The sequence below is a fragment of the Caballeronia sp. LZ035 genome, assembly GCF_031451175.1.
Classification (GTDB): domain Bacteria; phylum Pseudomonadota; class Gammaproteobacteria; order Burkholderiales; family Burkholderiaceae; genus Caballeronia.
Map to the genome: position 1 here is coordinate 1295248 of NZ_JARUXS010000002.1, position 23459 is coordinate 1318706.

Annotated in this window: 22 protein-coding genes; 9 read left to right on the forward strand and 13 right to left on the reverse strand. The window is 64.6% G+C overall.

Going from position 1 to position 23459, the window contains the following annotated elements; all coding sequences use genetic code 11:
* The first annotated feature begins 112 nt into the window (after positions 1-112).
* Both QCE88_RS21510 and QCE88_RS21515 read left to right on the forward strand, forming a co-directional pair.
* Positions 113-1174, forward strand: a complete 1062-nt coding sequence (locus QCE88_RS21510) for an Ldh family oxidoreductase (protein WP_309905901.1) — start codon at positions 113-115, stop codon at positions 1172-1174.
* 107 nt (positions 1175-1281) lie between these two features.
* A complete protein-coding gene (locus QCE88_RS21515; protein ID WP_309905903.1) occupies positions 1282-3474 on the forward strand; it encodes an ATP-binding protein in 2193 nt (730 codons plus the stop codon).
* Positions 3475-3492: 18 nt separating this feature from the next.
* Here the strand turns inward: QCE88_RS21515 and QCE88_RS21520 are convergent, their stop codons facing one another.
* Genes QCE88_RS21520 through QCE88_RS21530 form a run of 3 tightly spaced genes read right to left on the reverse strand, consistent with a single transcriptional unit; the run spans position 3493 to position 5700 of the window.
* On the reverse strand, positions 3493-4080 hold the full coding sequence (locus tag QCE88_RS21520) for a flavin reductase family protein (RefSeq protein WP_309905905.1): 588 nt from the start codon (positions 4078-4080) through the stop codon (positions 3493-3495).
* 19 nt (positions 4081-4099) lie between these two features.
* On the reverse strand, positions 4100-4786 hold the full coding sequence (locus tag QCE88_RS21525) for a GntR family transcriptional regulator (protein ID WP_309905907.1): 687 nt from the start codon (positions 4784-4786) through the stop codon (positions 4100-4102).
* On the reverse strand, positions 4783-5700 hold the full coding sequence (locus tag QCE88_RS21530; protein ID WP_309905910.1) for a polysaccharide deacetylase family protein: 918 nt from the start codon (positions 5698-5700) through the stop codon (positions 4783-4785). The genes QCE88_RS21525 and QCE88_RS21530 overlap by 4 nt, the downstream gene beginning before the upstream one ends.
* 273 nt (positions 5701-5973) lie before the next feature.
* Between QCE88_RS21530 and QCE88_RS21535 the strand changes: the two genes are divergently transcribed.
* From QCE88_RS21535 to hpxZ, 7 genes are read left to right on the forward strand one after another with little or no spacing between them, the layout of a single operon-like run.
* Positions 5974-7029: an ABC transporter ATP-binding protein gene (locus QCE88_RS21535; protein WP_309905912.1), complete on the forward strand. Its 1056-nt coding sequence runs from the start codon at positions 5974-5976 to the stop codon at positions 7027-7029.
* Positions 7030-7066: 37 nt separating this feature from the next.
* The gene (locus QCE88_RS21540) at positions 7067-8356 is read left to right on the forward strand and encodes an extracellular solute-binding protein (RefSeq protein ID WP_309905914.1); all 1290 of its coding nucleotides are present in this window, start codon (positions 7067-7069) and stop codon (positions 8354-8356) included.
* A gap of 16 nt (positions 8357-8372) precedes the next feature.
* Complete coding sequence (locus QCE88_RS21545; protein WP_309905916.1) at positions 8373-9287, forward strand: ABC transporter permease; 915 nt, start codon at positions 8373-8375, stop codon at positions 9285-9287.
* A 1-nt stretch (position 9288) separates the two neighbouring features.
* A complete protein-coding gene (locus tag QCE88_RS21550; protein ID WP_309905918.1) occupies positions 9289-10176 on the forward strand; it encodes an ABC transporter permease in 888 nt (295 codons plus the stop codon).
* A 40-nt stretch (positions 10177-10216) separates the two neighbouring features.
* Positions 10217-10408 (forward strand): AtzG-like protein, encoded by a 192-nt coding sequence (locus QCE88_RS21555; protein WP_309905920.1) that lies wholly within the window; start codon positions 10217-10219, stop codon positions 10406-10408.
* On the forward strand, positions 10405-11811 hold the full coding sequence (locus tag QCE88_RS21560) for an AtzE family amidohydrolase (protein WP_309905922.1): 1407 nt from the start codon (positions 10405-10407) through the stop codon (positions 11809-11811). Before QCE88_RS21555 ends, QCE88_RS21560 begins: the two co-directional genes overlap by 4 nt.
* A complete protein-coding gene (gene hpxZ / locus QCE88_RS21565; protein ID WP_309905924.1) occupies positions 11808-12188 on the forward strand; it encodes an oxalurate catabolism protein HpxZ in 381 nt (126 codons plus the stop codon). Before QCE88_RS21560 ends, hpxZ begins: the two co-directional genes overlap by 4 nt.
* 12 nt (positions 12189-12200) lie before the next feature.
* On the opposite strand, the gene QCE88_RS21570 is transcribed toward hpxZ, so the two are convergent.
* The 10 genes from QCE88_RS21570 to QCE88_RS21615 form a co-directional block, all read right to left on the reverse strand.
* Complete coding sequence (locus tag QCE88_RS21570) at positions 12201-13262, reverse strand: amidohydrolase family protein (RefSeq protein WP_309905926.1); 1062 nt, start codon at positions 13260-13262, stop codon at positions 12201-12203.
* Position 13263: 1 nt separating this feature from the next.
* Positions 13264-14568, reverse strand: a complete 1305-nt coding sequence (locus tag QCE88_RS21575) for an MFS transporter (protein WP_309835122.1) — start codon at positions 14566-14568, stop codon at positions 13264-13266.
* A 156-nt stretch (positions 14569-14724) separates the two neighbouring features.
* On the reverse strand, positions 14725-15375 hold the full coding sequence (locus QCE88_RS21580; protein ID WP_309835125.1) for a GntR family transcriptional regulator: 651 nt from the start codon (positions 15373-15375) through the stop codon (positions 14725-14727).
* A gap of 190 nt (positions 15376-15565) precedes the next feature.
* The gene (gene aldA / locus QCE88_RS21585; protein ID WP_309905928.1) at positions 15566-17002 is read right to left on the reverse strand and encodes an aldehyde dehydrogenase; all 1437 of its coding nucleotides are present in this window, start codon (positions 17000-17002) and stop codon (positions 15566-15568) included.
* A 50-nt stretch (positions 17003-17052) separates the two neighbouring features.
* Complete coding sequence (locus QCE88_RS21590; protein WP_309905930.1) at positions 17053-17967, reverse strand: SMP-30/gluconolactonase/LRE family protein; 915 nt, start codon at positions 17965-17967, stop codon at positions 17053-17055.
* Between the two features lie 27 nt (positions 17968-17994).
* Complete coding sequence (locus QCE88_RS21595; RefSeq protein WP_309905932.1) at positions 17995-19338, reverse strand: MFS transporter; 1344 nt, start codon at positions 19336-19338, stop codon at positions 17995-17997.
* A gap of 48 nt (positions 19339-19386) precedes the next feature.
* Complete coding sequence (locus QCE88_RS21600; protein ID WP_309835132.1) at positions 19387-19797, reverse strand: OB-fold domain-containing protein; 411 nt, start codon at positions 19795-19797, stop codon at positions 19387-19389.
* Positions 19798-19800: 3 nt separating this feature from the next.
* Complete coding sequence (locus QCE88_RS21605; protein ID WP_309905934.1) at positions 19801-20985, reverse strand: thiolase family protein; 1185 nt, start codon at positions 20983-20985, stop codon at positions 19801-19803.
* Positions 20982-22199 carry a CoA transferase gene (locus QCE88_RS21610; RefSeq protein WP_309905936.1) on the reverse strand — a complete coding sequence of 406 codons (1218 nt, stop codon included), beginning with the start codon at positions 22197-22199 and terminating at the stop codon, positions 20982-20984. The genes QCE88_RS21605 and QCE88_RS21610 overlap by 4 nt, the downstream gene beginning before the upstream one ends.
* Positions 22199-23338 carry a CoA transferase gene (locus QCE88_RS21615; protein ID WP_309905938.1) on the reverse strand — a complete coding sequence of 380 codons (1140 nt, stop codon included), beginning with the start codon at positions 23336-23338 and terminating at the stop codon, positions 22199-22201. The genes QCE88_RS21610 and QCE88_RS21615 overlap by 1 nt, the downstream gene beginning before the upstream one ends.
* Positions 23339-23459 lie beyond the last annotated feature (121 nt).

Here is a 23459-nt window from a genome sequence, read left to right on the forward strand (position 1 = left end):
GCTTCGATCGGTCCGCCGGCAGCCTGACTGCGCGGTCTGACGCCCATGCAGGGCGGACGAAAGCTCAACCTGTTAAAGAGTGTTCGACGCCCCACAACGGAGACTTTCGCTCATGACCGACGCCGCACTCGTCCGCGTGCATCCCGATGCGCTGCGCGCATTCATTTCGCAAGTTTACCGTTCCGCGGGCGCGCCCTCCGAAGATGCGCTTCTGGCCGCCGATGCGATGGTCCAGGCCGACCTGTGGGGCCATCAATCGCACGGTGTGTTGCGGCTGGGCTGGTACTACGCGCGCCTGCGCTCCGGCGCGATGAAGGCGGTCACGCAGCCGACCTTTCCCGTCGATGCCGGCGCGATCGCGGTGATGGACGGCAACGACGGCATCGGTCCTGTCATCGCCCGGACGGCCGCGCTCGATGCGATCCGCCGCGCGCAGGCGCATGGTATCGGCGCGGTGTCGGTGCGTCATTCGAATCACTTCGGCACGTGCATGTATTTCACGCGCATGGGCGCCGAAGCGGGCTGCATCATGCTCGCGATGACCAACGGCGGCCCGAACATGGCGCCCTGGGGCGGTCTCAAGAAGTTGATCGGCACCAATCCGTGGTCGGTGGCCGCGCCCGCCGGCCGTTATCCGCCGATGGTCATGGACGTCGCCAACTCGGGCGTCGCGCGCGGCAAGATCGTGCTGGCGCAGTTGCGGCGCGAAACGATTCCGCAAGGCTGGGCCATCGACGTGCGCGGCCGGCCGACCACGGACCCGGTGGAGGGCCTCAAGGGCTTCATCCTGCCGATGGCCGGGCACAAGGGCTATGCAATCGGCACGATGGTGGACGTGCTGTCCGGCGTGCTGTCGGGCAGCGGCTTCCTGGACGACGTGCGCGGTCCTTATGAACCGGTCGGGCGCAGCAACGTCGGGCATCTGATGATTGCGCTGAACATCGCCGCGTTCCAGCCGCTCGATGCCTTCGAGGCCCGCATGGAACAGTACGTCGAAGCGTTGAAGTCGGCGCCGCGCGCGGAAGGTGCCGACGAGATTTTTTATCCCGGCGAAAAGGAAGTGCGGACGCAGGAATCGCAGCTGGAGCAAGGCCTTTATCTGCCCGCCGACACGCTGAAGGGCCTGGACGACGTGGCCTCGCAAGCCGGCGTAAGCATGGTGACGCGCGGCTGATCGCAACGCACGACCGTGCCGGGCGCGTGACGGCACGCGTGCTACCATCGACGACGCTTCGAGCCGACCGGTTCATGCTGTCGATCGTACCTGCCTGCACTGGCGTCATGGAAGAACCAGAAGAACTTTCCGGCTTCGGCACTGCGGAGCCGCTGCCTGCACTGCCGCCTCTCGACTTTCGCGCCGCGCGCAGGCGCCTGTTTGCCGCGCTCGCTGCGTCCATCGCCATTCCGCTGGCCTTCTTCGCCCTGTACGGTTACTACACTTACGGACGCGCGCTGAGCGAAACCGGCGAATCACTGCAACGGCTCGTGCGCGTGATCGACCAGCAGGCGGACACCGTCTTCAGCATCAATCGCGAACTGATCTCGCGCGTCGAGGAGATGCTCGGCAGCGGCGATGCGGACTTCATCGCGCGCAGCCAGACGGAGCTGCACGACAAGCTGCAACATCTCGTCGAAAGTCATCCGCAAATCGCGGCCATTTCGGTTCTCGACAGCAACGGCAAGCTCCTCGTCAGCAGCCGCTTCCTGCCGGTGCCGGACGTGTCGATCGGCGATCGCGCGGACTTCATCGCCACGCGCGACACGCGTTCGCAGTTTCATGTGTCGATGCCCGAACGCGGCCGCATCAAGAACACCGACATGATCAGCACGCTCACGTCGCGCTTCGCGCAGGACGGGCGTTTTCTCGGCGAGATTTCGATTGCATTGCGGCGCGACTATCTGATCGATTTCTATCGCCAGCTCTCGCTGAACGATCGCGCGCTGACGCTTGCACTGCATCGCGCCGACGGCGGCGTGCTCGCGCGCTTCCCCGCCCCGACCGCGCCCGATGCGCCCGATCGCCATGGCGTGCTCGCCCAGGCCTTCGCGTTGCAAGCGAGCGAGGGCCTGATGCGCTACGTCTCGCCACTCGACAATGACGAGAAACTGTCCGCATGGCGGCGCGTCGGCGGCTATCCGCTGTATGCCGCCGCGGGCTTCTCGATCCACGATATCCGGCTCGCATGGTGGCGGCGCGATGTGTCGATTGCGTCCATCGCATTGATCCCGTGCATCGCGGTGTGGGTGTTGATCGGCTTCTCGTTGCGGCGGCTTCGCGCGGAAGAAGCGGCCTGGCGCAACTGGCGCGGCGAACTGGCGCGCCGCCGTAGCGCCGAGGCCACCACGCGCCGCATGCAGCGCATGGGCGCGCTCGGCAATCTCGTCGCCAACGTCGCGCATGACTTCAACAATCTGCTGATGGTCGTGACCTCGAACATGGAGATCGCGCGACGCAAGCGCTTCAACGGTCTCGAAAAGGAAGTGGCCGCCGTGGAGCGCGCCTCGGTCAACGCGCAGGCACTCGCGCGCCGGCTGATGAGCGTCGCGCGCCGCCAGCCCTTGCAGATGCAGGTCATCCATCTGGACCGCTGGATGACGGAAGCGGAGCCGCTGATCCATGCATCGGTGGGCGAGAAGATTCGCGTGCACACGCGCGTGCCGGAAGCGACCTGGCCTGTGCGCGTCGATGCCACCGAACTGAACTCGGCGCTTATCAACATCGCCGTCAATGCGAAGGACGCCATGCCGAACGGCGGCACCTTCCATATCCAGTGCAGCAACGTGCGCCATATGGACGGACAGGAAGGACTGGATGGCGGCGAGTACGTCGTGATCTCGTGCAAGGACAGCGGCACCGGCATGCGGCCCGAAGTGGCCAAGCATGCGTTCGAGCCGCTCTTCACGACCAAGGGCGCGGGCGCCGGCACGGGGCTCGGCCTTGCACAAGTGCAGGCGATGGCCGAGCAGGCCGGCGGCGGCGCGCAGCTCAACTCGGCGTGGGGTTATGGAACGACCGTCGTCATCCATCTGCCGCACTGGACCGGCGACGACGACACACCCGCCGACGCGCCGCCCGTCGCGAGCGTCACACGCGATGCGCCCTCCTCCACGGTGCTGCTGGTGGAAGACAACGAGGAAGTCGCGGCGGGCCTGTGCGCGGTGCTCGAAGTGCTCGGCTGGCAGGCGCGTCACGAACCGTCGGGCGACGCGGCATTGCGCGTGCTCGAAGCGGGCGACGAATTCGACCTCGTGCTCTCGGACATCCAGATGCCCGGCGCCTATGACGGCATCAAGCTCGCCGAATGGATCAAGGCGCGTCGCCCGAAGCAGCCCGTCACGTTGATGACGGGCTATGCGGATCAGCTCGAACAGGCACGGCGCACCGGCTTTGCGATCCTCGCCAAGCCCTTCAACATCGACGACCTGAAGGCGCTGCTCAACAGCCTGCCGATGCGCGGCGCGGGCAAGGCCTGACGTGCGCTCACGCAGGCCTTACATCTGGAAGCGTTCGCGCGTGGTGATGTAGTCGCTCGCGCCGAAGCGGCCAACCGGAAAGTAATGTTGCAGCCGCACGCGCCACGAATCGAGATCGATGAGTTCGTCGCGTGCATGCAGCATCAGCACCTTGCCGATGAAGATATGGCGACTCGCGGTCGTCAGCGTCTCCCACAGTTCGCATTCGAATGCGACTGGCGCCTGCGCAATGCGCGGCGGCTTCACGCGCGACGAAGCCAGCGCTGTGAAGCCCACTTCGTCGAGTTCGGAGATGTCGGCGGCGAAGCGCTCGCCGCAGCGATGCATCTGCTGGGCGATGGCTTCATCGGCGAGATGCACGACGAACTCTTTCTCGCGCGGAATGTTCACCGCCGTGTCCTTCAAGGTGCCGTCCGCCAGCCGGTTGATGCTGAGCATCACGATGGGCGGTTCCTCGCCCAGCATGTTGAACATCGAGAACGGCGCGGCGTTCACGGTGCCGTCCGCGCCGAGCGTCGTCACGAGCGCGATCGGACGCGGCACGATGAGGCTCGCCATCAGCTTGTAGCGCTGATACTCGGTGATCGCTTCGAAGTCTATTTCCATGTCACTCCACTGCGGTTCGTCATGCGGGGTCGATGCCGAGCAGATGCGCGAGTCCCTTGGCGCCCGGCATGCGCGAGGTCTCGATACGCGCCTCCAGTGCACGCAGATGCGCGCTCATGTGCGCAATGGCGCCTTCGGCATCGCGGGCTTCGAGACAATCAAGGATAGCGGTGTGTTCGTCGTGTTCGCAAGGCGCATGCCCCGCCGACTCGTAAGCGCCGACGATCAGCGAGCAGCGCGACACCAGCTCCGTCAGATAGTGCTCAAGAATCGTATTGCCGGCAAGCGCCGCGATGCGCAGATGAAAGGTGCTCGCGAGCCGCGCCCATGAAGGCTGATCGAAACGATGCATGGCTTCGTGTTCCTCGTGCAACTGCTCGCGCAGCGTGGCGATGTCGGCGGGCGTCGCGCGCTGCACCGCCAGTTCGACCAGCGCGCGCTCCACGCCGAGACGCGCCTCGAAGATCGTGCGGGTTTCCTCGCGCGTCGGCTGCGCGATCACGGCGCCCTTGTTCGGACGCAGGACCACGATGCCGTCATAGGCGAGCTTTTCGAGCGCGCGCCGCACCACTGCGCGGCCCACGCCGAACAGCGCGCAGAGTTCCGGTTCGGGCAGCTTCGTGCCGGGCGTGAGCTTGCGGCTCAGCACGCCTTCGAAGATGGAGCGATAGATGCGCGCGTCGGCGCTTGCCTCGCGCGGCTTCATGCGACGGACGCCATGCGCGGTACCACCGTATCGACGTGCTGGGCGATCGCACCGGGCGTCGTGAGCCAGATGTCCTGGCGCGCGGACGCGATATACATGAGTGCGCGCCGCAGATGCCGCAGCCGATACGGCTGCCCGACCACATAAGGATGCAGCGCAATGCCCATCACCAGCGCCTGCGGTTCGCGCGCGCGTTGCGTCTGTTCGAGCATCTCGTCGAACTGGTCGACGATCATGTCGGCGAAGTCGCGCATGTCCATCTGCCGCGCCATGATCATCGGCAGATCGTTGAGTTCCTGTGGATAGGGAATGGACCACAGCGGACCGCCGCGCGTGTTCATGCGCACCGGACGGTCGTCGTGGCACCAGTTGAGCGTGTAGCGATAGCCGGTCTCCGCGAGCAGGTCCGGCGTGCGCCGCGATTCGGAGATCCACGGTGAGAGCCATCCCGTTGGCGCGACGCCCGAGCGCTCGGCCATGCGCGCGCGGCAATGCGCGAGCAGCGCGCGTTCGCCTGCTTCGTCGAGATCGCTCTGGCGGTGCGCATTCGTGTGGCCATGCGCGATCAGCTCGTCGCCGCGCGCGGCGCAGGCTTCGATGAGTTCCGGACAGTGATCGTAAAGCGAGGTGTTGATAAGCGTGCTCACAGGCATGTCGAGCGTATCGAACAATTCGATGCAGCGCCATGCGCCCACGCGGTTGCCGTACTCGCGCCAGCTGTAGTTGAGCACGTCGGGCTGCGGCGACAGCGGTCCGAGCGCGGCGCCCAGTCCCTCGCCGAACGCGAAGTGTTCCAGATTGAAGCCGAGATAGACAGCGAGACTGGCGCCGTTGGGCCAGCGGTAGCCATCGCCATCATGGATCGAGCGATAGGCGAAGCGCCCATGCGTCTGCAACGATTCGAAGTCGTTCATGTGGGTTCCGGATGAACCGGTTTGGTCAGGTCATGCCCCATTGCGGACGTTATCCGCACCTCGATCGCACACGCAGACTCCGCCTGCATGCCGACGATCGCGTGGCGAAATCGTGTGCAATATGTGCGCCAATTCGTCGACATGCGTTATCGAGCATGCGTCGCGGGGCATCGTCCTCCACTGCGTCGTCACGCTGCGCATTGCGAATGGCATATGTCTTGCAATGGCTTGCGCGCTGCATCCTCCACGCGTCTTCACACAGGACAAGCCTTCATGGTTCAGCCGGCATCCACCGTGGTCCACGCAAGCCCAGCCGATATCGAACTCGTGCACGTGACGAAGCGCTATGGCGATGCGCTCGCCGTCGATGCCATCGACCTGCGCATTCCCGGCGGCGCGTATTGCTGCCTGCTCGGTCCGTCTGGATGCGGCAAGACTTCGACGCTGCGCATGATCGCGGGCCATGAATGGGTCTCGGAGGGAGACGTGCTGATCGGCGGACGCAATGTCACGCGCGAGCAGCCGGTTGCACGCGGCACGGCGATGGTGTTCCAGAGCTATGCGCTGTTTCCGCATCTCTCCGCGCTCGACAACGTCGCCTTCAGCCTCAAGGTGCGCGGCGTCGCGAAGGAAGCGCGCAGGAAGCGGGCGGGTGAACTGCTCGATCTCGTCGCGATGTCGCCTTATGCGGAGCGCAGGCCCGCACAGCTTTCCGGTGGTCAACAACAACGCGTGGCGCTCGCCCGTGCGCTGCTCAACGAACCGCGCTGCCTGCTGCTCGACGAACCCCTCTCCGCACTCGATCCGTTCCTGCGCGTCCAGATGCGCGCCGAACTCAAGCGCTGGCAGAAGGAACTGGGCATCACCTTCGTGCATGTCACGCATTCGCAGGAAGAAGCCATGGCGCTGGCCGATCTCGTCGTCGTGATGAGTCACGGTCATATTGAACAGAGCGGCACGCCGTTCGATGTCTTCAACCGGCCGCGCACGGAATTCGTCGCACGCTTTCTCGGCGGCCATAACGTGCTTGGCACGCACGGACGCCTCTTCACGGTGCGCGCGGATCATCTGCGCATCGCGCCGCAAGGCAGCATGCCTGGCACCAGCGCGAGCGAGAGCGGGGTCTCGCGCATCGGCGGACTGGCCTGCACGGTGCGCGAGGCCGAGTATCAGGGCACGCACCTGCGCATGACGCTCGTTCCGCTCGACGGCTCGCCCGAACTCGTGTCGGTCATCAGCGACGCCGACTACGACCCGCAGCGTGCCGGTCCCGGCGCGCGCGTGACCGTCTGGTGGGACGAACAGAACGCGCATCCGCTCGCTGCATGAAATCCGGCATTCACAAAGCAAATTCGAGGAGAGTCCAATGAACGACGATCAAGGCAAGGCTTGCCAGGACAACGGCACGAACACGGGCATTTCACGGCGCACGTTCATCAAGGGCGCGGTAGCGGCAGCAGGCATTGCCGGCTTTCCCTATGTGCATGCGCAGGAAAAGATCACGCTGCGCTATCTCGGCACGGCAGTGAACCAGAGCGCGGAGATCGCCAAGAAGTTCAAGGAAGACACGGGCATCGAGATCCAGTACATCCCGGTCACGACCGACGACGTCACCAAGCGCATCATCACGCAGCCCAATTCCTTCGATATCGTCGACACCGAATACTTCGCGCTGAAGAAGCTGATTCCGGCCGGCACGCTCGCGGGCATGGACGCGAAACGCATCAAGCTCGCCGACAAGATCACGCCCGTGCTCACCAAGGGCGAGGTGAACGGCAAGAAGATCGGCGACCAAGGCACCGCGCCGAAGAAGGTGATGTTCCTGAAGGGCGCACGCTCGACCGAGTTCAGCGCGACGCCCACCGAATGGATGACGCTCATTCCCACCACCTACAACGCGGACACGCTCGGCATCCGTCCGGACCTGATCTCGCGTCCGGTGAGCAGCTGGGCCGACCTGCTCAACCCGCAGTTCAAGGGCAAGGCCGCGCTGCTCAACATCCCGGCGATCGGCATCATGGATGCGGCGATGGCCATCGAGGCGATGGGCCAGGTGAAGTACGGCGACAAGGGCAACATGACAAAGGCCGAGATCGACCAGACCATCAAGGTGTTGATCGAGGCCAAGCGCGCGGGACAGTTCCGCGCGTTCTGGCGCGACTTCAACGAGAGCGTCAACCTGATGGCCTCGGGCGAAGTCGTGATCCAGTCGATGTGGTCGCCCGCCGTCACGAAGGTCCGCACGATGGGCATCGCGTGCAAGTTCCAGCCGCTCAAGGAAGGCTATCGCTCATGGGCGTCGGGCTTCGGCTTTCCGCGCTCGCTGCAGGGCAGGAAGCTCGATGCGGCGTATGAATTCGTCAACTGGTTCCAGGACGGCTGGGCGGGCGCGTACCTGATGCGTCAGGGCTACTATCCCGGCGTGACTGACACGGCGAAGACCCACATGCAGGCTTACGAGTGGGACTACTGGATGGAAGGCAAGCCCGCCGCGCAGGACATCAAGGCGCCCGACGGCCAGTTGCTGGAGAAGGCCGGCACCGTGCGAGACGGCGGCTCGTACACCCAGCGCATGAGCGCGATTGCCTGCTGGAACGCGGTGATGGACGAGAACATCTACATGGTCCAGAAGTGGAACGAGTTCATCGCTGCGTGAAGGAGCGCCGTTCAAGATGGCTTCTGTCGAATATCTCCCGCAATCGAAGCCGGCGCCGGTGCGTCACCGGCGCGTGAGCGCATGGTTGCAGGCCACGCCGCTCACGCTGACCTTCGCGCTGTTCTTCATCGTGCCATTGGTCATCACGTTGATCGTGAGCTTCTGGGACTTCAACGAGTATCAGATCATCCCCGCGTTCACAGTGAAGAACTATGCGGCGATCTTCGACGGCTGCGGCTCGCTCACGGATGTCTGCGTAACCTTCAAGACCTACTGGTCCACGTTGCGGTTCTGCGCAATCGTATGGGCTGTGACGCTGCTGATCGGCTTCACGATCGCGTACTTCCTCGCTTTTCATGTACGCACCACGGCGATGCAGACCGTGCTGTTCCTCGTCTGCACGATTCCGTTCTGGACTTCGAACGTGATCCGCATGATCTCGTGGATCCCGCTTCTCGGGCGCAACGGTCTCGTGAATCAGGCGCTGCTTTCCGCGCATCTCGTCGAGCGGCCGGTGGACTGGCTGCTGTACTCGAACTTCTCCGTGGTGCTCGCTTTCGTCCACCTGTACACGTTCTTCATGATCGTGCCGATCTTCAACGCGATGATGCGCATCGACCGTTCTCTGCTGGAAGCCGCGCGCGACAGCGGCGCGAACGGCTGGCAAGTGATCCGCGATGTAGTCTTGCCGCTCTCGAAGACCGGCATCGTGATCGGCTCGATCTTTGTCATCACCATCGTGATGGGCGACTTTCTCACGGTCGGCGTGATGGGCGGACAGCAGATCGCCTCGGTCGGCAAGATCATTCAGGTGCAGACGGGCTATCTGCAATTCCCCGCCGCCGCCGCGAACGCCATCATCCTGCTGGCGGTCGTGCTGATGATCGTGTGGGCGCTGACGCGCGTCGTCGATATCAGAAAGGAGCTGTGACATGGCGGGCGCCATCAGGCATCGCGAACATCGGCCGGCAAGCTTCTACTGGCTCGCGCTGGTCTTCGGGCTCTTCGTGCTGTTTCTCTACGGGCCTGTCATCACCATCTTCATCCTCTCCTTTCAGGGGCCGGAAGGCGGCCTCACCTTTCCGATGCGCGGTGTTTCGCTGCACTGGTTCGCCGCACTGCGCGACGGCGTGGGCGACATCGACATCTGGGCCGCCTTCGGCCGCTCGGTGAAGCTGGCGCTCGCCGTGACCGTGCTCACCGTGCTGTTCTCCGTGACCGCCGGGCTCGCGTTCAGGCGGCGTTTTCGCGGTGAATCGGCGGTATTTTATATATCGGTGGCGAGCTTGATCATGCCGTCGATCATCGTCTCGCTGGGGATCGGCCTCACGTTTCGCTTGCTCGATACGAGCATCAAGTATCTCGCGAACGCATGGGGCTTCCAGTCCTTCGCCGACAACTGGACCACCTCGATGGGTCTCTATACGTCGGCGCTCGGCGCGCATCTCACCTGGACCTTGCCGTTCGGCCTGCTCGTCATGTTCGCTGTGTTCAATCGCTTCAATCCCGCGTACGAAGAGGCCGCGCGCGATCTCGGCGCGTCGCCGTGGCAGTCGTTCAAGCATGTGGTGCTGCCGATCATCGGGCCCTCGGTGATCGGCGTCGGCATGTTCGGCTTCACGCTCTCGTGGGACGAGATTGCGCGCACGTCGCAGGCTATCGGCGACCAGAACACCTTGCCGCTCGAATTGCAGGGCCTGACGACCTCCGTTACCACGCCCGTGATCTACGCGCTCGGCACGATGACGACGCTGCTGTCGCTTGCGGTGATGATCGGCGGATTGCTGATCGTCTGGGCGATCTCGAAACGCAGGGCCTAACGAACGCGCACGCCTTTCCATTTTCCTTGAGCCTACCTTGATGCATCCTGAAGCAAACGATGCCCTCGACGCCTACGCCGATGCCGCGCTCGCCTTGCACTTTCCCGCGCTCTCCGGCGAAGCCGCGCTGCGTGTGAAGGCGCAATTCATGCGTATCGCGCAACTCGCCGAACCGGTGCTCGCCTATCCCCTCTACGCCAGCGACGAACCCGCGCCGGTATATCGCCCATGAACGCGCGCGGGCACTTTCCCCTCGATGCACTCGCCATCGCGCGCGCTTACGCCGACGGCGCATTCAGTGCGCGTGATTTGATTGAAGCGACGCTCGCGCGCATCGATGCCGGCAATGCGCATGTCAACGCGTTCACCGCGATCACGCGCGACCGGGCGCTTGCGGAAGCAGCCACGCTCGATGCACGCCGCGCACGCGGCGAACCGTTGCCGCCGCTCGCGGGCGTGCCGTTCGCCGTGAAGAACCTGTTCGATATCGAAGGACTCACGACGCTCGCCGGATCGCGCGTGCTGGCCAACACGCCGCCCGCGACGCACGATGCAACCCTCGTGAAGCGGCTTTCGATGCAGGGCGCGATCCTGATCGGCGCGCTCAACATGGACGAGTTCGCATACGGCTTCACTACCGAGAATCATCACGCCGGGCCTTGCCGCAACCCGCACGATCTGACGCGCTCGGCGGGCGGCTCATCCGGCGGTAGCGCGGCTGCGGTCGCGGCGGGCTTCGTGCCGGTCACGCTCGGCACCGATACGAACGGCTCCGTGCGCGTGCCGGCTTCGCTGTGCGGGGTGTTCGGCGTGAAGCCCACGTATGGCCGCTTGTCGCGTCACGGTACCTGGCCCTTCGTTGCCAGCCTGGATCATATGGGTGCGTTCGCGCGCAACGCCGACGACCTCGCGGCGGTCTACGATGCGTTACAGTTCGCCGATCCGCTCGACCCCGCCTGTGCCATGCGCCCCTTCGAGACGGCGCGCAAGACGCACGGCACGTTGCGCGTTGCACGTCTGGGCGGCTACTTCGACGAGCATGCGAACCACGATGCACGCGCTGCTTCGCATGCCGTGGCCGCAGCGCTTGACGCTACGCAGACCGTCGAATTCCCCGACGCCGATGCCGCACGCGGTGCGGCCTTTGTCATCACGGCGGCCGAAGGGGGACAACTGCATGCGGAGAATCTGCGCACGCGTTATGACGAGCGCGAGCCTCTGTCGCGCGACCGGCTGATCGCCGGCGCGCTGTTGCCGGCCGCGTGGATCGTGCAGGCACAGCGCGTACGTGCGGCCTTGCGACGGCGCGTGCTCGAACTGTTCGCGCATCACGACGTGCTGATCGCGCCAGCGACGCCGATGGTCGCGCCGCGCATCGGCGACGAGTTCATGGAGATCAACGGCGAGACGCTCGCGGTGCAGGCCAATCTCGGCCTGCTGCCGCAGCCGGTATCCTGCCTCGGCCTGCCGGTCGTCGCCGTGCCGATGCGCAGCGCCAGCGGCCTGCCCATCGCCGTGCAATTGATTGCGGCACCGTGGCGCGAGGATCTCGCGTTCGAGGCCGCGCGTCGGCTCGAAGACGCGCAGCTTGCGTACTGTCCGCCGCCGCCGTCGTTCGACGTTGCACTGGCATGATGGAAACGAATCGTCCGGACGTGCTTGCCGAAGTCGATGCGGCCTTCGACGCCTATGAGCAGGCCCTCGTCAACAACGACGTCGCCATGCTCGACGCGCTCTTCTTCGACTCGCCGCATACGCTGCGTTATGGCGCAGCGGAAAATCTCTACGGATACGATGCGATCCGCGCGTTTCGGGCTGCGCGGCCGGGCAAGGGGCTCGCACGCACGGTGACGGCGCGCGTGGTCACGACTTATGGCGATGCATTCGCCGTGACCAACATCGAGTTTCGTCGCGATGGCGAGCCGCGTGTCGGACGACAAAGCCAGACGTGGGTGAAGATGCACGAGGGTTGGCGCGTGGTCAGCGCGCATGTCAGTTGGATGGAGCAATGACCGGCGCCGCTGCTATTCGATGCCATAGACGCGCGCGGCGTTATCGTGGAACAGCGCGGCCTTGTCGCGCGCATCCAGGCCCGCCGCGATCCGCTTGTACGCGTTCCAGATCACGCCATAGCTGAAGCAGCCCTTGTCCACAGGGAAATTGCTCTCGAACATGCAACGCGCCGGACCAAACAGTTCAATGCAGGTTTCGACGTAAGGCCGGATTGCCTCCGCGACGCGCGCTGAATCCGGCGGCGCGGCCGTGGTGTGAAAGTCGAAACCGAACAGCGCCATGCCGAAGCCGCCCAATTTCACATGCACCTGCGGACATGCCGCGAGCGCGGCCATCTCCTTGTGCCACGCGTCGAACACTTCCGCGCGATGTCCGCGATACGGCCCGAGCGCCAGCGGCCCGCCCACGTGGTTCAGCACGATCGTCGTCGCAGGATGCGCCTGAGCGAGCGCGCGCAATTCGGCGAGTTGCGTATGCACGAGCCATGCATCGAAGGCGAGCGAGCGCGCCGCCAGTTCGCGCATGCCGTGGTTGAACGCGGGTTGCAGCAGCAGTCGCGGCGGCGGCGTCGCGGCGGATGCGCGTACGTTCGGGTCCGCATGCCAGACGGCGATGTTGCGGATGCTTCTCAGCCGCCCTTCCGACACCTCCAGCATGCGGTCGAGCACCGGCCCCACGGCCGCGCCGAGCGCGAGGTCCGCGTTGCCCACCTGCGCGGCCGCCACGCGTGCGTGCGTCTGCATTTCCGTCTGCGCCCGCCGCGCCTCGCCCAACGCGAATTCAATTTCGCCGAGCGACGCATATTCCAGCGGACCGTCGCTGCGATAGTGCGTGTGACACTCGACGAACACCGTCGCTTGTACGTTGTGGCCCGAGTCGAGATCGCCGACGAAATCCTCCGCGCGATAGATCTTCCCCGGCAACTCCCACAGATGATGATGCGCGTCGATGATCGGAAGCGCCGGTTCCAGTGCATCCTCCCCATGCTGCGCCAGCCATTCCGTGCGAATGGCGATGTGCGGCGCGTTGGGGCGTGCTTCCGTTGCGGTTGCGTGCGTGGTCGTCCCGGTCATGTCAGCCCCCGACCTGTTCGGACATCGCGGGATTCGCGGCCGGCACGCGGCGCGCGCCGATGTGCGACCGCGTCAGCAGCCACGACGACAGCGCACCCACCACGAGCAGCCCGCCCGCGACGGCAAACGCCGCGTCGAAGTGGCCCGTTGCCGACACGACATAGCCGGTCACGATGGGCGCCAGGAAGCCGAAAACATTGCCGCCGACGAGTTGCAGGCCCATCGCGCGGCCGAGGTCGCTACGCGAGTTGAGCAGGTCGCTCAGCAGCGTCATGTTGAGCGCGAGACCTCCCGACACGCTGCCGAGCGCGATCGTGATAAGCAGCAGGATCACCACTACGCTCGACACGAACGGCACCAGCAGGATCACCGCGCCGCCGAGCATCACTGCGCCGAGCAACAGGCGCCGCCCGCCCGCTTCGACGGCGCTCGCCGTCAGCAGCCGGTCGCTCAGCAGTCCAAGCGCAATCGAGATCACCATCGAGCCGATGTAGGGCGCGGCCATCGCGGTGCCGCTCGTCATCAGCGTCATGCCGCGTTCCGTTTGCAGATAGTTCGGCAGCCAGGTCAGGAAGAGGTATTGCGTGTAGGCGCCGGTGCCCTGCGTCAGCATGAGGCCCCACATGGTCGGACTTCTCATCAGCCCGCGCAGTCCGATGGGCGCTTCGTCCGCCTTGCTCTGGCTCGTGGTTTCGCGCTCGCGGCAGATCAGCGCGCGCTCTTCATCGCTCAGCCAGGTAGCCGCTTCCGGTTCGCGAAAATACTTGAGCCACAACGCGAGCCACACGAAGCCCACCGCCCCGCAGATGGCGAACGACCAGCGCCAGCCGATCGCGGACACGAGCCACGCCAGCACCACCGCACCCAGCGCCGGACCAAAGTACGCGCCCGAGTTCGCGAAGGTCATGGCGGAAGCGCGTTCCTGGCGCGGCACCCATTCGCGGATGATGCGCGCCTCGGCCGGATAACACGATGCCTCGCCAATACCCATCACGATGCGCGCCGCCGCCACGCCTGCCAATGTCGAGGCCGCTCCGGTCAACGCGGTGGCGGCGGACCAGACCGCCATGCTGGTCGATGCGACGATGCGCGCACCGAAACGGTCCACCATCAGGCCGATGGGAATCAGGAACAACGTGTAGCCCCACAGGAACGACGAGAACAGATAGCCGAGCTGCACATTGTTCAGGCCGAGATCGGCCTTCACATGGCCCGCCGAAACCGAGAGCGCCACGCGGTCGAGATAGTTGATCGCGCACAGCGAGAACAGCATCAGGTACACCCAGTAGCGTGATTTCCAGCGCACTTCTGTCTCCTTGTTGTAGGTCGCGAGCGGGCCATCGTTCGCATGGCGCGATGGGCCAAGGACGAGCGTTAATGTGCGTTCGAATATAATTTATATTTTGTATAGAGACAAACCAAACCCGTGGCTTACAGGGTAATCACGGGGAAGAAGAGAAGTTCAGCGCGCTTCCTTGTGTTCCAGCAACAACGAGCCAACCCGGTTCCAGCCGCTTTCGATGTGATGGCACATTGCTTCCACGGCGCGCTCGAAGTCGCCAGCGGCCGCGTGTTCGAGGAATTCGTCGTGCTCGCTCGCAATCTGCTTGAAGCGCACCGACTGCTGCTCCTGATAGTTGAACGGATACTTTGCCCACAGCACGCGCACGAACTGTAGTGTCTGTGGCCGCTCCGCCATCTCGTACAGCCGGAAATGGAAGCGCACGTTGGCGGCGCGCGCCGCGAAGATGTCCTTGGATTTCGACAGCCGCGCGAACTCCGCCTCGGCTGCCTTCAGTTCCTTCAGCCCATCGATTGTCAGATTGGCGAGGGCGGCGCGTGTCAATTCGCGTTCGAGCAGCAGACGCAGCATGAAGATCTCGACGGCCTGGTCGTAGTCGAGTTCGGGCACGCAGAGCCCGCGATGCGGCTGGCTCACGATGTAGCCTTCCATCTCGAGGACCTTGAGCGCTTCGCGCACGGGCGTTACCGACACGCCCAGTTGCTCGGCGATCTCGACCTGCTTGAGCTTCTCGCCGCGCGCATATTCACCCGCGATGATCTGCTCGCGCAGTTTCTCCGCCACCTGATCCAGTTTCGTCAAGAACGCCATGTCTGCTGCTCCCCGTTCGGCCGAACGTCCGTCGTATGCGCCGCTGCCGCTGTCGCCGCCGCTTGCATGATGATGCTGAAATTGCCGGAATGGAAAACGCCAGTCCCATCCGGCGGACTGGCGCAATTTTATAATATATAAACGCCGGGAACGACCCAGGTCCGGCTTGGATTCCTCCTAAATGTGCCGCTCAAGCCTGCATGTACACCACATGCGTATGCATGAATTCATACAGCCCGTGCTTGCCGTCCGCGCCGCCGATGCCGGACTTGCGCACGCCTGCATGAAAGCCCTGCATCGCCTCGAAGTTCTCACGGTTGATGTAGGTTTCGCCGAAGTCGAGTTCACGGCACGCCTTCATCGCCGCCGAAAGATCGCGCGTATAGACCGATGACGTCAGCCCATAGATCGTGTCGTTGGCGAGCGCAATGCCTTCGTCGAGATCGTCGATGATCTGGATCGGCAGCACCGGCCCGAAGATCTCGTCGCGCATCACGCCCATGTCGGCGCTGCAGTTTGCGAGCACGGTAGGCAGGTAATGGAAGCCGGGACCGTCGGTGAAGATCGCGCCGCCTGTCACGGCCTGCGCGCCCGCCTGCACGGCCGAGCGGACCATCGCATCGACCTTCGCGAGTCCCTCGCGATTGATGAGCGGCCCCATGTCCACGCTTTCATCCAGCAGCGGGTCGCCGAACGTCGTCAGCTTCATCGCAGCGGCCATTTTGTCGGTGAATGACGCGGCGATGGAACGCTGCACATAGACGCGCTCCGCGCAGTTGCAGACCTGGCCGCTGTTGATGACGCGCGAATCGCGGATGGCGCTGACGGCAAGGTCGAGATCGGCGTCGGCGAGCACGATGGCAGGCGCCTTGCCGCCGAGTTCGAGATTGACCTTGGTGACGTTAGCCGCGGCCGCCGCCATGATGCGCGAGCCGGTTTCCACGCTGCCTGTGAAGCTGATGAGATTCACGCCGGGATGCGCCGAGAGCGCCGCTCCGGTCTCCCCGGCTCCGCCCACCACGTTGAACACGCCGGCGGGAAGATCCGTTTCCGCGACCAGACGCGCGAACTCGAAACAGTTGATGGGCGTCTCCTCGCTCGGTTTCACGACGATCGTGTTACCCGTGACGAGCGCGGGCGCCATTTTCCGCGCGATCAGGAAGAACGGAAAATTCCAAGGCAGAATGCCCGCCACGACACCGAGCGGCTTGCGGAACAGGAAAATCTGCTCGCCCGCCCGATCGCTCGTAATGATCTCGCCTTCGATGCGCCGTGCCCATTCGGCCATATAGTCCATATAGTCGGCGGTGAAGGCGACTTCCACCTGCGCGAGCGCGAGCGTCTTGCCCTGCTCCTCGCTGATGATGCGTGCGAGCCGCGCAGCCTGTGCGCGGATTTTCTCCGCGATGCGGCGCACGTACCCCGCGCGCTCGATGGCCGTCTTCTTCGCCCAGGCGGGCTGCGCGGCGCGCGCAGCGGCCACGGCTTCATCGACGGTCGAGCGGCTTGCCACCGGCGTACTGCCGATCACCTTCCCCGAGGCCGGATTGACGACATCGAGCGTTTCCTGCGCATCGATGAAACGTCCGCCGATGTAATGCTGGTATCCATTCTTGTTTGCTTGCATCGCTATTCCAGTTCGAGAATGCGCGCCCCATGGAGGGCGTGCGCATGCGTTCAGAGGACCGGTACGCCACGCGTTCCGGTGTAGATCGAGAACAGGCGGGGCCCCGCCGTGATGAACAGCCGGTTAAGCTTCGGCCCGCCAAAACACAGATTGGACACAGGCTCGGGCACATGGATGCGGCCAATCAGTTCGCCGTCCGGCGCGATGCACATCACGCCTTCATCGGAGACGGAACTGGTCCACACATTGCCGTCCACGTCGACACGCAGCCCGTCCGGCACGCCCTTCTCTACCGAGAAGAACACGCTGCGCCTGCCCGGCTTGCCCGTGCTGTCCAGTTCGAAACGGTAGATCGCGTGCTCGCCCTGCGGATCGTGCGTGCGGCCGCTATCAGCGACGTAGAGGCACCCCTCGTCATGCGAGAAAGCCAGTCCGTTCGGCTTCGACAAACCCTCGCATGCGATTGTCAGTTCATGCGTCAAAGGGTCCCAGCGATATACATTGCATGCGCCGATCTCGCTCTCTGCGCGGTCGCCCGTGTAGTCGCTCAGGATGCCGTAGTCGGGATCGGTGAACCAGATCGATCCATCAGCCTTCACGACGACATCGTTCGGTGAATTGAGGCGCTTGCCCTGATAGCGGTCCGCGATCACGGTGACAGCGCCGTTGAGTTCCGTGCGCGTCACGCGGCGCGTGCCGCTTTCGCAGGTCACGAGCCGGCCTTGCCGGTCGCGCGTCATGCCGTTCGCATGATTCGACGGTTCGCGCAAGATCGAGACGCCCTGCCCCTCCACCCAGCGATGAATCCGGCTCGACGGGATATCGACGAACAACAGCGTCTGCGTATCCGCGAACCATACCGGGCCTTCACTCCAGCGCATGCCGGCATGCAGTTCCTCGAGTACGCTGTTCGTGATGTAGCGGCGAAAGCGCGCATAGTTGATCGCTTCGAAACTTCGTGACATCGAATGCTTCTCCGTTTGATATGAGGCTCAGTCGCCGATCTTCTCGAAGACGGGTTGCGCCGACGGCATGGTCTGCATCGCGGGACGGCGGCGTTCGCCGTTCACGGGCCAGCGCATTGTCGAGACGACCAGTGCGCCGACAATCGCGGCCAGCGCGATGGCGAACAGACCGTACACCGGCGAGCCCATGGTTTGCGCCACCCAAGTGCGCAGATTCGGCGCGATGAATGCCCCGACAATGCCGAGCGAACTCGCGAAGCCGATGCCGAGTGCCGCCGCGCCGCCCGCGAGGCAACGCGGCAGGAAGGTCCAGTAGATCGAGCACACCGTGAGGAGCGCCGCACAGGACACGCACATGGCCAGCATCCGCAGGACCGGCGCGCCATAGGCGGTGAGCGCCAGCGACACACCGCCAATCAGGAACAACGTGATGCAGATCGCGCGATGCCGGTGGATGCGGTCAGCGAGCGTCGGCAGCCAGATGCAGACGACGCACGCAATAGCCCATGGAATCGCCGTCACGAGGCCGACCTCGAAGCCCATCGTCTTGCCAAGCAGCGCACCTACCTGCGCCGGCAGATAGAACACCACGCCGTAGAAGGCCATCTGCCCGAAGAAATGGCACACGGCTCCGCGCCACACGTTGGCGTCGGCGAGCATCTGTTTCCAGTTGCCGCCCGCATCATCGCGCGCCTTCGTCGACGCTTCGAGCGTGAGGCGATCCACGAGCGCCCGGCGTTCCTCGTCGGTCAGCCAGGCGGCCTTCGCGGGCGCATCGTCCATGTAGAAGAACGCCCATACACCGACCACGCATGCGGCCAGCCCTTCGATCAGGAACATCCACTGCCAGCCGGCGAGCGACAGCATTCCGTGGAGATTGAGCAGGGCGCCCGACACCGGTCCGCCCACCACCAGCGCAAGAGGCGCCGCGACGAAGAAGTAGCCAATGGCCTTGCCGCGCGAATCGTCCGGAAACCAGCAGCTCATGTAGTAGATGGCCGCCGGGAAGAGTCCCGCTTCCGCGGCGCCGAGCAGCAGGCGAAACACATAGAAGGACACCGGCCCTTGCGTGAACATCAGCGCGGCGCTCGCAAGACCCCACGTGACCATGATGCGCGAGATCCAGATCTTCGCGCCGAAGCGATGCATCATGATGTTGCTCGGCACCTCGAACAGCGCGTACGACACGAAGAACAACCCCGCGCCGAGTGCGAAGACGCTCTCTGATATCCCGACCGACACTTGCAGATCGCCCTTCACGAAACCCACGTTGGCGCGATCGAGAAACGACACGAGGAAAATGAGCATCAAGAAAGGAATCAGGCGGCGCTCGACCTTGGCCGTGGCACGTGACAACGCTGCTTCGTTCACAATGGGTCTCCGATATTATTTATATTGCCTGTCGGTTGTGCGCCACGCTCATTCGAGCCTGAAGCGCGGCAGGATGGTGTGGTCATCGAGCTCGGCATACACGAGGCGCACTTTGGCGCCGATGGCGCACGCGGCTTCGTCGAGCGGTTCGGGATTGGAGATCATCACGGGGCCCTCCGCGAGCCGCACGGCAATCACCTTGTAGGGTGCGGGATAGCGTTCGAGATAAGTGCGCTCGAAGCGCACCCACGAGATGATTTCGCCCTTGCCCGACAGCGGCTTCCAGACCAGCGCAGGCGACAGGCAATGGGGACACGCTGGTCCCGGCGGATAGTGGAAGCGGCCGCAATCGGCGCAGCACGGCAACTCCATTGCATGGCCGGCGATGCTGCGCCACATCGGCAGGTCGTAGTGCCCCAGCACCGCGCCCGGCGGGAATGAGAGGTTGTCTGCGTCCATGTCCTAGCCCTCGTTTCCGTAGATGATCGACACGGCCTTGCCCGCCACGTCCGACGTATAGTGCGCAAAGCGCGCATCGCGCACCTGGCGCTCGCCGCATTGCCCGCGCAACTGGCGCACGCATTCGATCTGATGCGCCCAGCCCTGCATGTAGGTTTCCGACAGATGCCCGCCGCTCGTGTTGGTGGGCAGCGCGCCATCGGGCCCGATACCCTGCTCGCGCAGGAAGCGTCCCGCTTCGCCGACCTCGCAATAGCCATAACCTTCGAGTGCGAGCGGCACGTGTACCGAGAAGCTGTCGTAGACCTGGAACACGTCGATGTCGCGTGGCCCGATGCCTGCCATGTCGAATGCCTGGCGCGCGCAATCCTGCTGCGCCGGCAAGTAGAACTCCGTGAGGCGCGGCTCGAGACTCGTGGCGCCCGCGTTCAAGTCGCGCCGTCCGAGGGCTTCGATGAACACCGGCTTCTGCTTCGCGCGCTTCGCCCGCTCGCGGCTCGTGACGATCAGCGCCACGCCGCCGTCGTTGATCATGCAGTAGTCATACAGCCGCAGCGGCGCGCAGATGGTCTTGGCCGCGAGGTAATCGTCGAGCGTGATGGGCTTGCGCATCACCGCGTTCGGATTCATCGAGGCCCATGCGCGCTGCGCCACGGACACGTGGCCGAGATCGGCATCTTCGAAGCCGCGCGCGGCCTTGTATGCCTGGAAGGTCAGTGCATACAGCGCGCCTTGCGACGTCATGCCCCACGGCGCGTGATAGACGTATGAGAGGAACATGTCGCCGCCCATCGCCTGCGGGCCGCCGTACTGAATCTTCGCCGTGCGCTGGTCGTTGCCGTAGACGAGCGCGATGGTCTCGGCCAGACCGCTTTCGATGGCCGAGACCGCCTGCGCAACCGACAGCACCGCGTCGGCCTGATCCCCCCAGCGCGGATTGATGCCGAGCACTTCCGACATGCGTTCGTAGGCCGTGGTGGGTCCGACGATCAGGCCGTCGATGTCGTCGCGGGTCAGGCCGGCGTCATTGAGCGCCGCGCGGAAGGCGGCGGCGCCATAGCCATAGCTGTCGGCAGGTTTTTCGTCGCGGCGCGCGCGCTGCCAGTCGCCGGGCCAGTCGGTATGACCGATGCCGACGACCGCTGCCGCATGGCTGAGCCGGCTTGTCGATGTCGATGTCCGCGTCATTTCAGGACCTCCCGTTCTTCCAGTTCGCGGATGCGTTCCTGCGAAAGACCCAGGTCGTCGCGCAACACCTGCCGGGTGTGCTCGCCAAAGAGCGGCGGCGGCGCAAGCGCGATGCGCGCGCCATCGACCAGAAATGGCGGCGAGCTGATGAGCGTCGGACCCACCTCCGGATGAGGCACGCGCTGCCAGTAGTCGCGCGCGGCGAGTTGTTCGTCTTTCTCGATGAGATCCCGCGAACTCGCAACGGCCGCCGCCGGCACGCCGGCTGCGCGCAGCAGCGCGGCCGCCTCTGCGGGCTGCTTGCCCAGAGTCCACGCCGACACCGCCGCTTCCACGCGATCCACCTGCGCGAGCCGTCCTGACGCGTGCTTCAGGCTGGCGTCGTCAGCGAGGTCCGTGCTACCGATGAGCGCGGCAAGCGCGCGCCATTGCGCGTCGTCGAGCACCGAGATGGCGACCCAGCAGTCCTGCCCCGCGCAACGGAAGATGTTGTGCGGCGCGTGCGTGCGATGCCGGTTGCCGACAGTCGGCGGCTCCTTGCCGGTGCGGGCGGCCTCGACGAGCAACGGTCCCATGAAGTTCGCCGTCGATTCGACCTGCGACAGATCGATCTTCATGCCGCGCCCTGTCTTGCGCCGATGCCGTAGCGCAGCCAGCACCGCGAAGGCGGCGTGATAAGGATTGGCGGCGTGATCCGGGAAGTGCGTGCCCGGGCCGATGGGCTCGGCCGCATCGTAGGCGGTGTGCATCATGATTCCGGTCACCGCGCTGATCGTCATGCCCACGCCGAGCAGCGACGCACGCGGCCCGTCCTGGCCGTACATCGGCATCGAGAGATAAATGAGATCGGGTTTGAGGGCCTTGAGCGCTTCATAGCCGAGACCGAGACGGTCCATCGCACCGGGGCCGAAGTTGTTGGTCACCACGTCGGACCGCGCGATCAGATCGAGCACGAGCTGCTTGCCTTCGGGCGTCTTCATGTCGATGGCAATGCTCTTCTTGCCCGTATTGCGCGACGCGAAGTAGCCGCTGCGATTGGTGCCCGCAATGCCGTCCTTGAACGGTCCCGCCGTGCGCACGGAATCGGGACGCGTCATGCTCTCGACTTTCACGACCTCCGCGCCGAAGTCCGAGAACACCTTGGTGCCGAACGGGCCCGCGCCCGCCCAGGTGAGATCCGCGAAGCGAATGCCCTTCAACAGGTCCTGCCGCATTACTGCACCTCCTCGGTGTCGATATGAGCCACGCGTTGCGGCAACCCGGGCGCGGGCGACACCTTCCACACGTTCTCCGAGAAGCGATACGGCGCGCCGGGCATCGTGAGCGTGTCGTCGAGCACACGGAAATAATCGGTATGCGCGAGTTGCGGATCGGCTAGCACGTCGCAGAGCGTCGAGGCCGGCCCGAGCACGATCTTGCGTTGCATGCCTTCGCGGGTGATGTCGTCCTTCGTGAACTGCGCGAAGAAAGGTTCGATGGTGCGCCGGAAGACGTCTTTCGCTTCGCGCGTCAGGCGCCATTGGCGGTCGGCCCAGCGCGGCGTCTCGAACTCATGCAGCGCGGCGTGGCCGGTCTGGCCGATCCACGTCATCAGCGCATTCCACGACACGCCGAGCGTGCGCGGCGCGGCGAGGAACACGTAGCCGTCCTTGCAGGCGAAGACGTTTTCGCTTGCGTCGCGTGTGCCTTCGCCGCCGCGCATCGAAATGCGTTTCTCGAAGTCGTAGACCTGGATCGAGTTCTGCAATGAATGCGCGATGGCCTCCTGCGCCGATATCTCGATCACATGTCCCTCGCCGCTCGCCTGCGCATCGAACAACGCAACCGACAACGCGACCGCCAGATAAACGCCGGTGACCATCGTCGACTGTGAGCCGGGCAGACGCAGCGGCGCGTCGTCGAGCTGGCCCGACAGCCATGCGATTCCGCCCGCCGCCTGCAGTACGAGATCGCTCGACGGCGCATCGGCAAGCGGGCCGGTGCGGCCGAACGGCGACACCGAAGCGAGCACGGCGTGCGGCGCCACTTCACGCAGCCAGTCGAACGCGTCATACAGCGCCGCGCCGCGTTCGACGACGATCGCATCGGCATCACGCGCCAGTTCCGCGAATGTGCGGCGCCCTTCAGCCGTGGTCGTGTCGAGGGCGATGGCGGACTTGCTGGCATTGAAGAATTCGAACTCACAGCGCGCCGCCGGATCGTCCGGTGACTGCGCCGCGCGCCGGTCGTTCGCACCGTGTGGCGGTTCCACGCGCAGCACTTCAGCGCCGAGGTCGGCGAACAATCGCGTGGCGTAGCGACCGAGGTCGTCGGTCAGGTCGAGGATCTTCAGGCCCTCGTAAGGTTGAGTCATGGGTTGTCTCCATGGTCCGGTTTCCGTTGCGAAAATATAATTTATATTTTGTATCGAGACAAGGCAACGCGGATTCGGGATTACCCTTCAATGGCGGGAAGCCGGCGCGGCCCCCGCTGCA

Coding starts and splice junctions, on each gene's coding strand:
- QCE88_RS21510 (WP_309905901.1), top strand. CDS start 113: ATGACCGACGCCGCACTCGTCCGCGTGCATCCCGATGCGCTGCGCGCA.
- QCE88_RS21515 (WP_309905903.1), top strand. CDS start 1,282: ATGGAAGAACCAGAAGAACTTTCCGGCTTCGGCACTGCGGAGCCGCTG.
- QCE88_RS21520 (WP_309905905.1), bottom strand. CDS start 4,080: ATGGAAATAGACTTCGAAGCGATCACCGAGTATCAGCGCTACAAGCTG.
- QCE88_RS21525 (WP_309905907.1), bottom strand. CDS start 4,786: ATGAAGCCGCGCGAGGCAAGCGCCGACGCGCGCATCTATCGCTCCATC.
- QCE88_RS21530 (WP_309905910.1), bottom strand. CDS start 5,700: ATGAACGACTTCGAATCGTTGCAGACGCATGGGCGCTTCGCCTATCGC.
- QCE88_RS21535 (WP_309905912.1), top strand. CDS start 5,974: ATGGTTCAGCCGGCATCCACCGTGGTCCACGCAAGCCCAGCCGATATC.
- QCE88_RS21540 (WP_309905914.1), top strand. CDS start 7,067: ATGAACGACGATCAAGGCAAGGCTTGCCAGGACAACGGCACGAACACG.
- QCE88_RS21545 (WP_309905916.1), top strand. CDS start 8,373: ATGGCTTCTGTCGAATATCTCCCGCAATCGAAGCCGGCGCCGGTGCGT.
- QCE88_RS21550 (WP_309905918.1), top strand. CDS start 9,289: ATGGCGGGCGCCATCAGGCATCGCGAACATCGGCCGGCAAGCTTCTAC.
- QCE88_RS21555 (WP_309905920.1), top strand. CDS start 10,217: ATGCATCCTGAAGCAAACGATGCCCTCGACGCCTACGCCGATGCCGCG.
- QCE88_RS21560 (WP_309905922.1), top strand. CDS start 10,405: ATGAACGCGCGCGGGCACTTTCCCCTCGATGCACTCGCCATCGCGCGC.
- hpxZ (WP_309905924.1), top strand. CDS start 11,808: ATGATGGAAACGAATCGTCCGGACGTGCTTGCCGAAGTCGATGCGGCC.
- QCE88_RS21570 (WP_309905926.1), bottom strand. CDS start 13,262: ATGACCGGGACGACCACGCACGCAACCGCAACGGAAGCACGCCCCAAC.
- QCE88_RS21580 (WP_309835125.1), bottom strand. CDS start 15,375: ATGGCGTTCTTGACGAAACTGGATCAGGTGGCGGAGAAACTGCGCGAG.
- aldA (WP_309905928.1), bottom strand. CDS start 17,002: ATGCAAGCAAACAAGAATGGATACCAGCATTACATCGGCGGACGTTTC.
- QCE88_RS21590 (WP_309905930.1), bottom strand. CDS start 17,967: ATGTCACGAAGTTTCGAAGCGATCAACTATGCGCGCTTTCGCCGCTAC.
- QCE88_RS21600 (WP_309835132.1), bottom strand. CDS start 19,797: ATGGACGCAGACAACCTCTCATTCCCGCCGGGCGCGGTGCTGGGGCAC.
- QCE88_RS21605 (WP_309905934.1), bottom strand. CDS start 20,985: ATGACGCGGACATCGACATCGACAAGCCGGCTCAGCCATGCGGCAGCG.
- QCE88_RS21610 (WP_309905936.1), bottom strand. CDS start 22,199: ATGCGGCAGGACCTGTTGAAGGGCATTCGCTTCGCGGATCTCACCTGG.
- QCE88_RS21615 (WP_309905938.1), bottom strand. CDS start 23,338: ATGACTCAACCTTACGAGGGCCTGAAGATCCTCGACCTGACCGACGAC.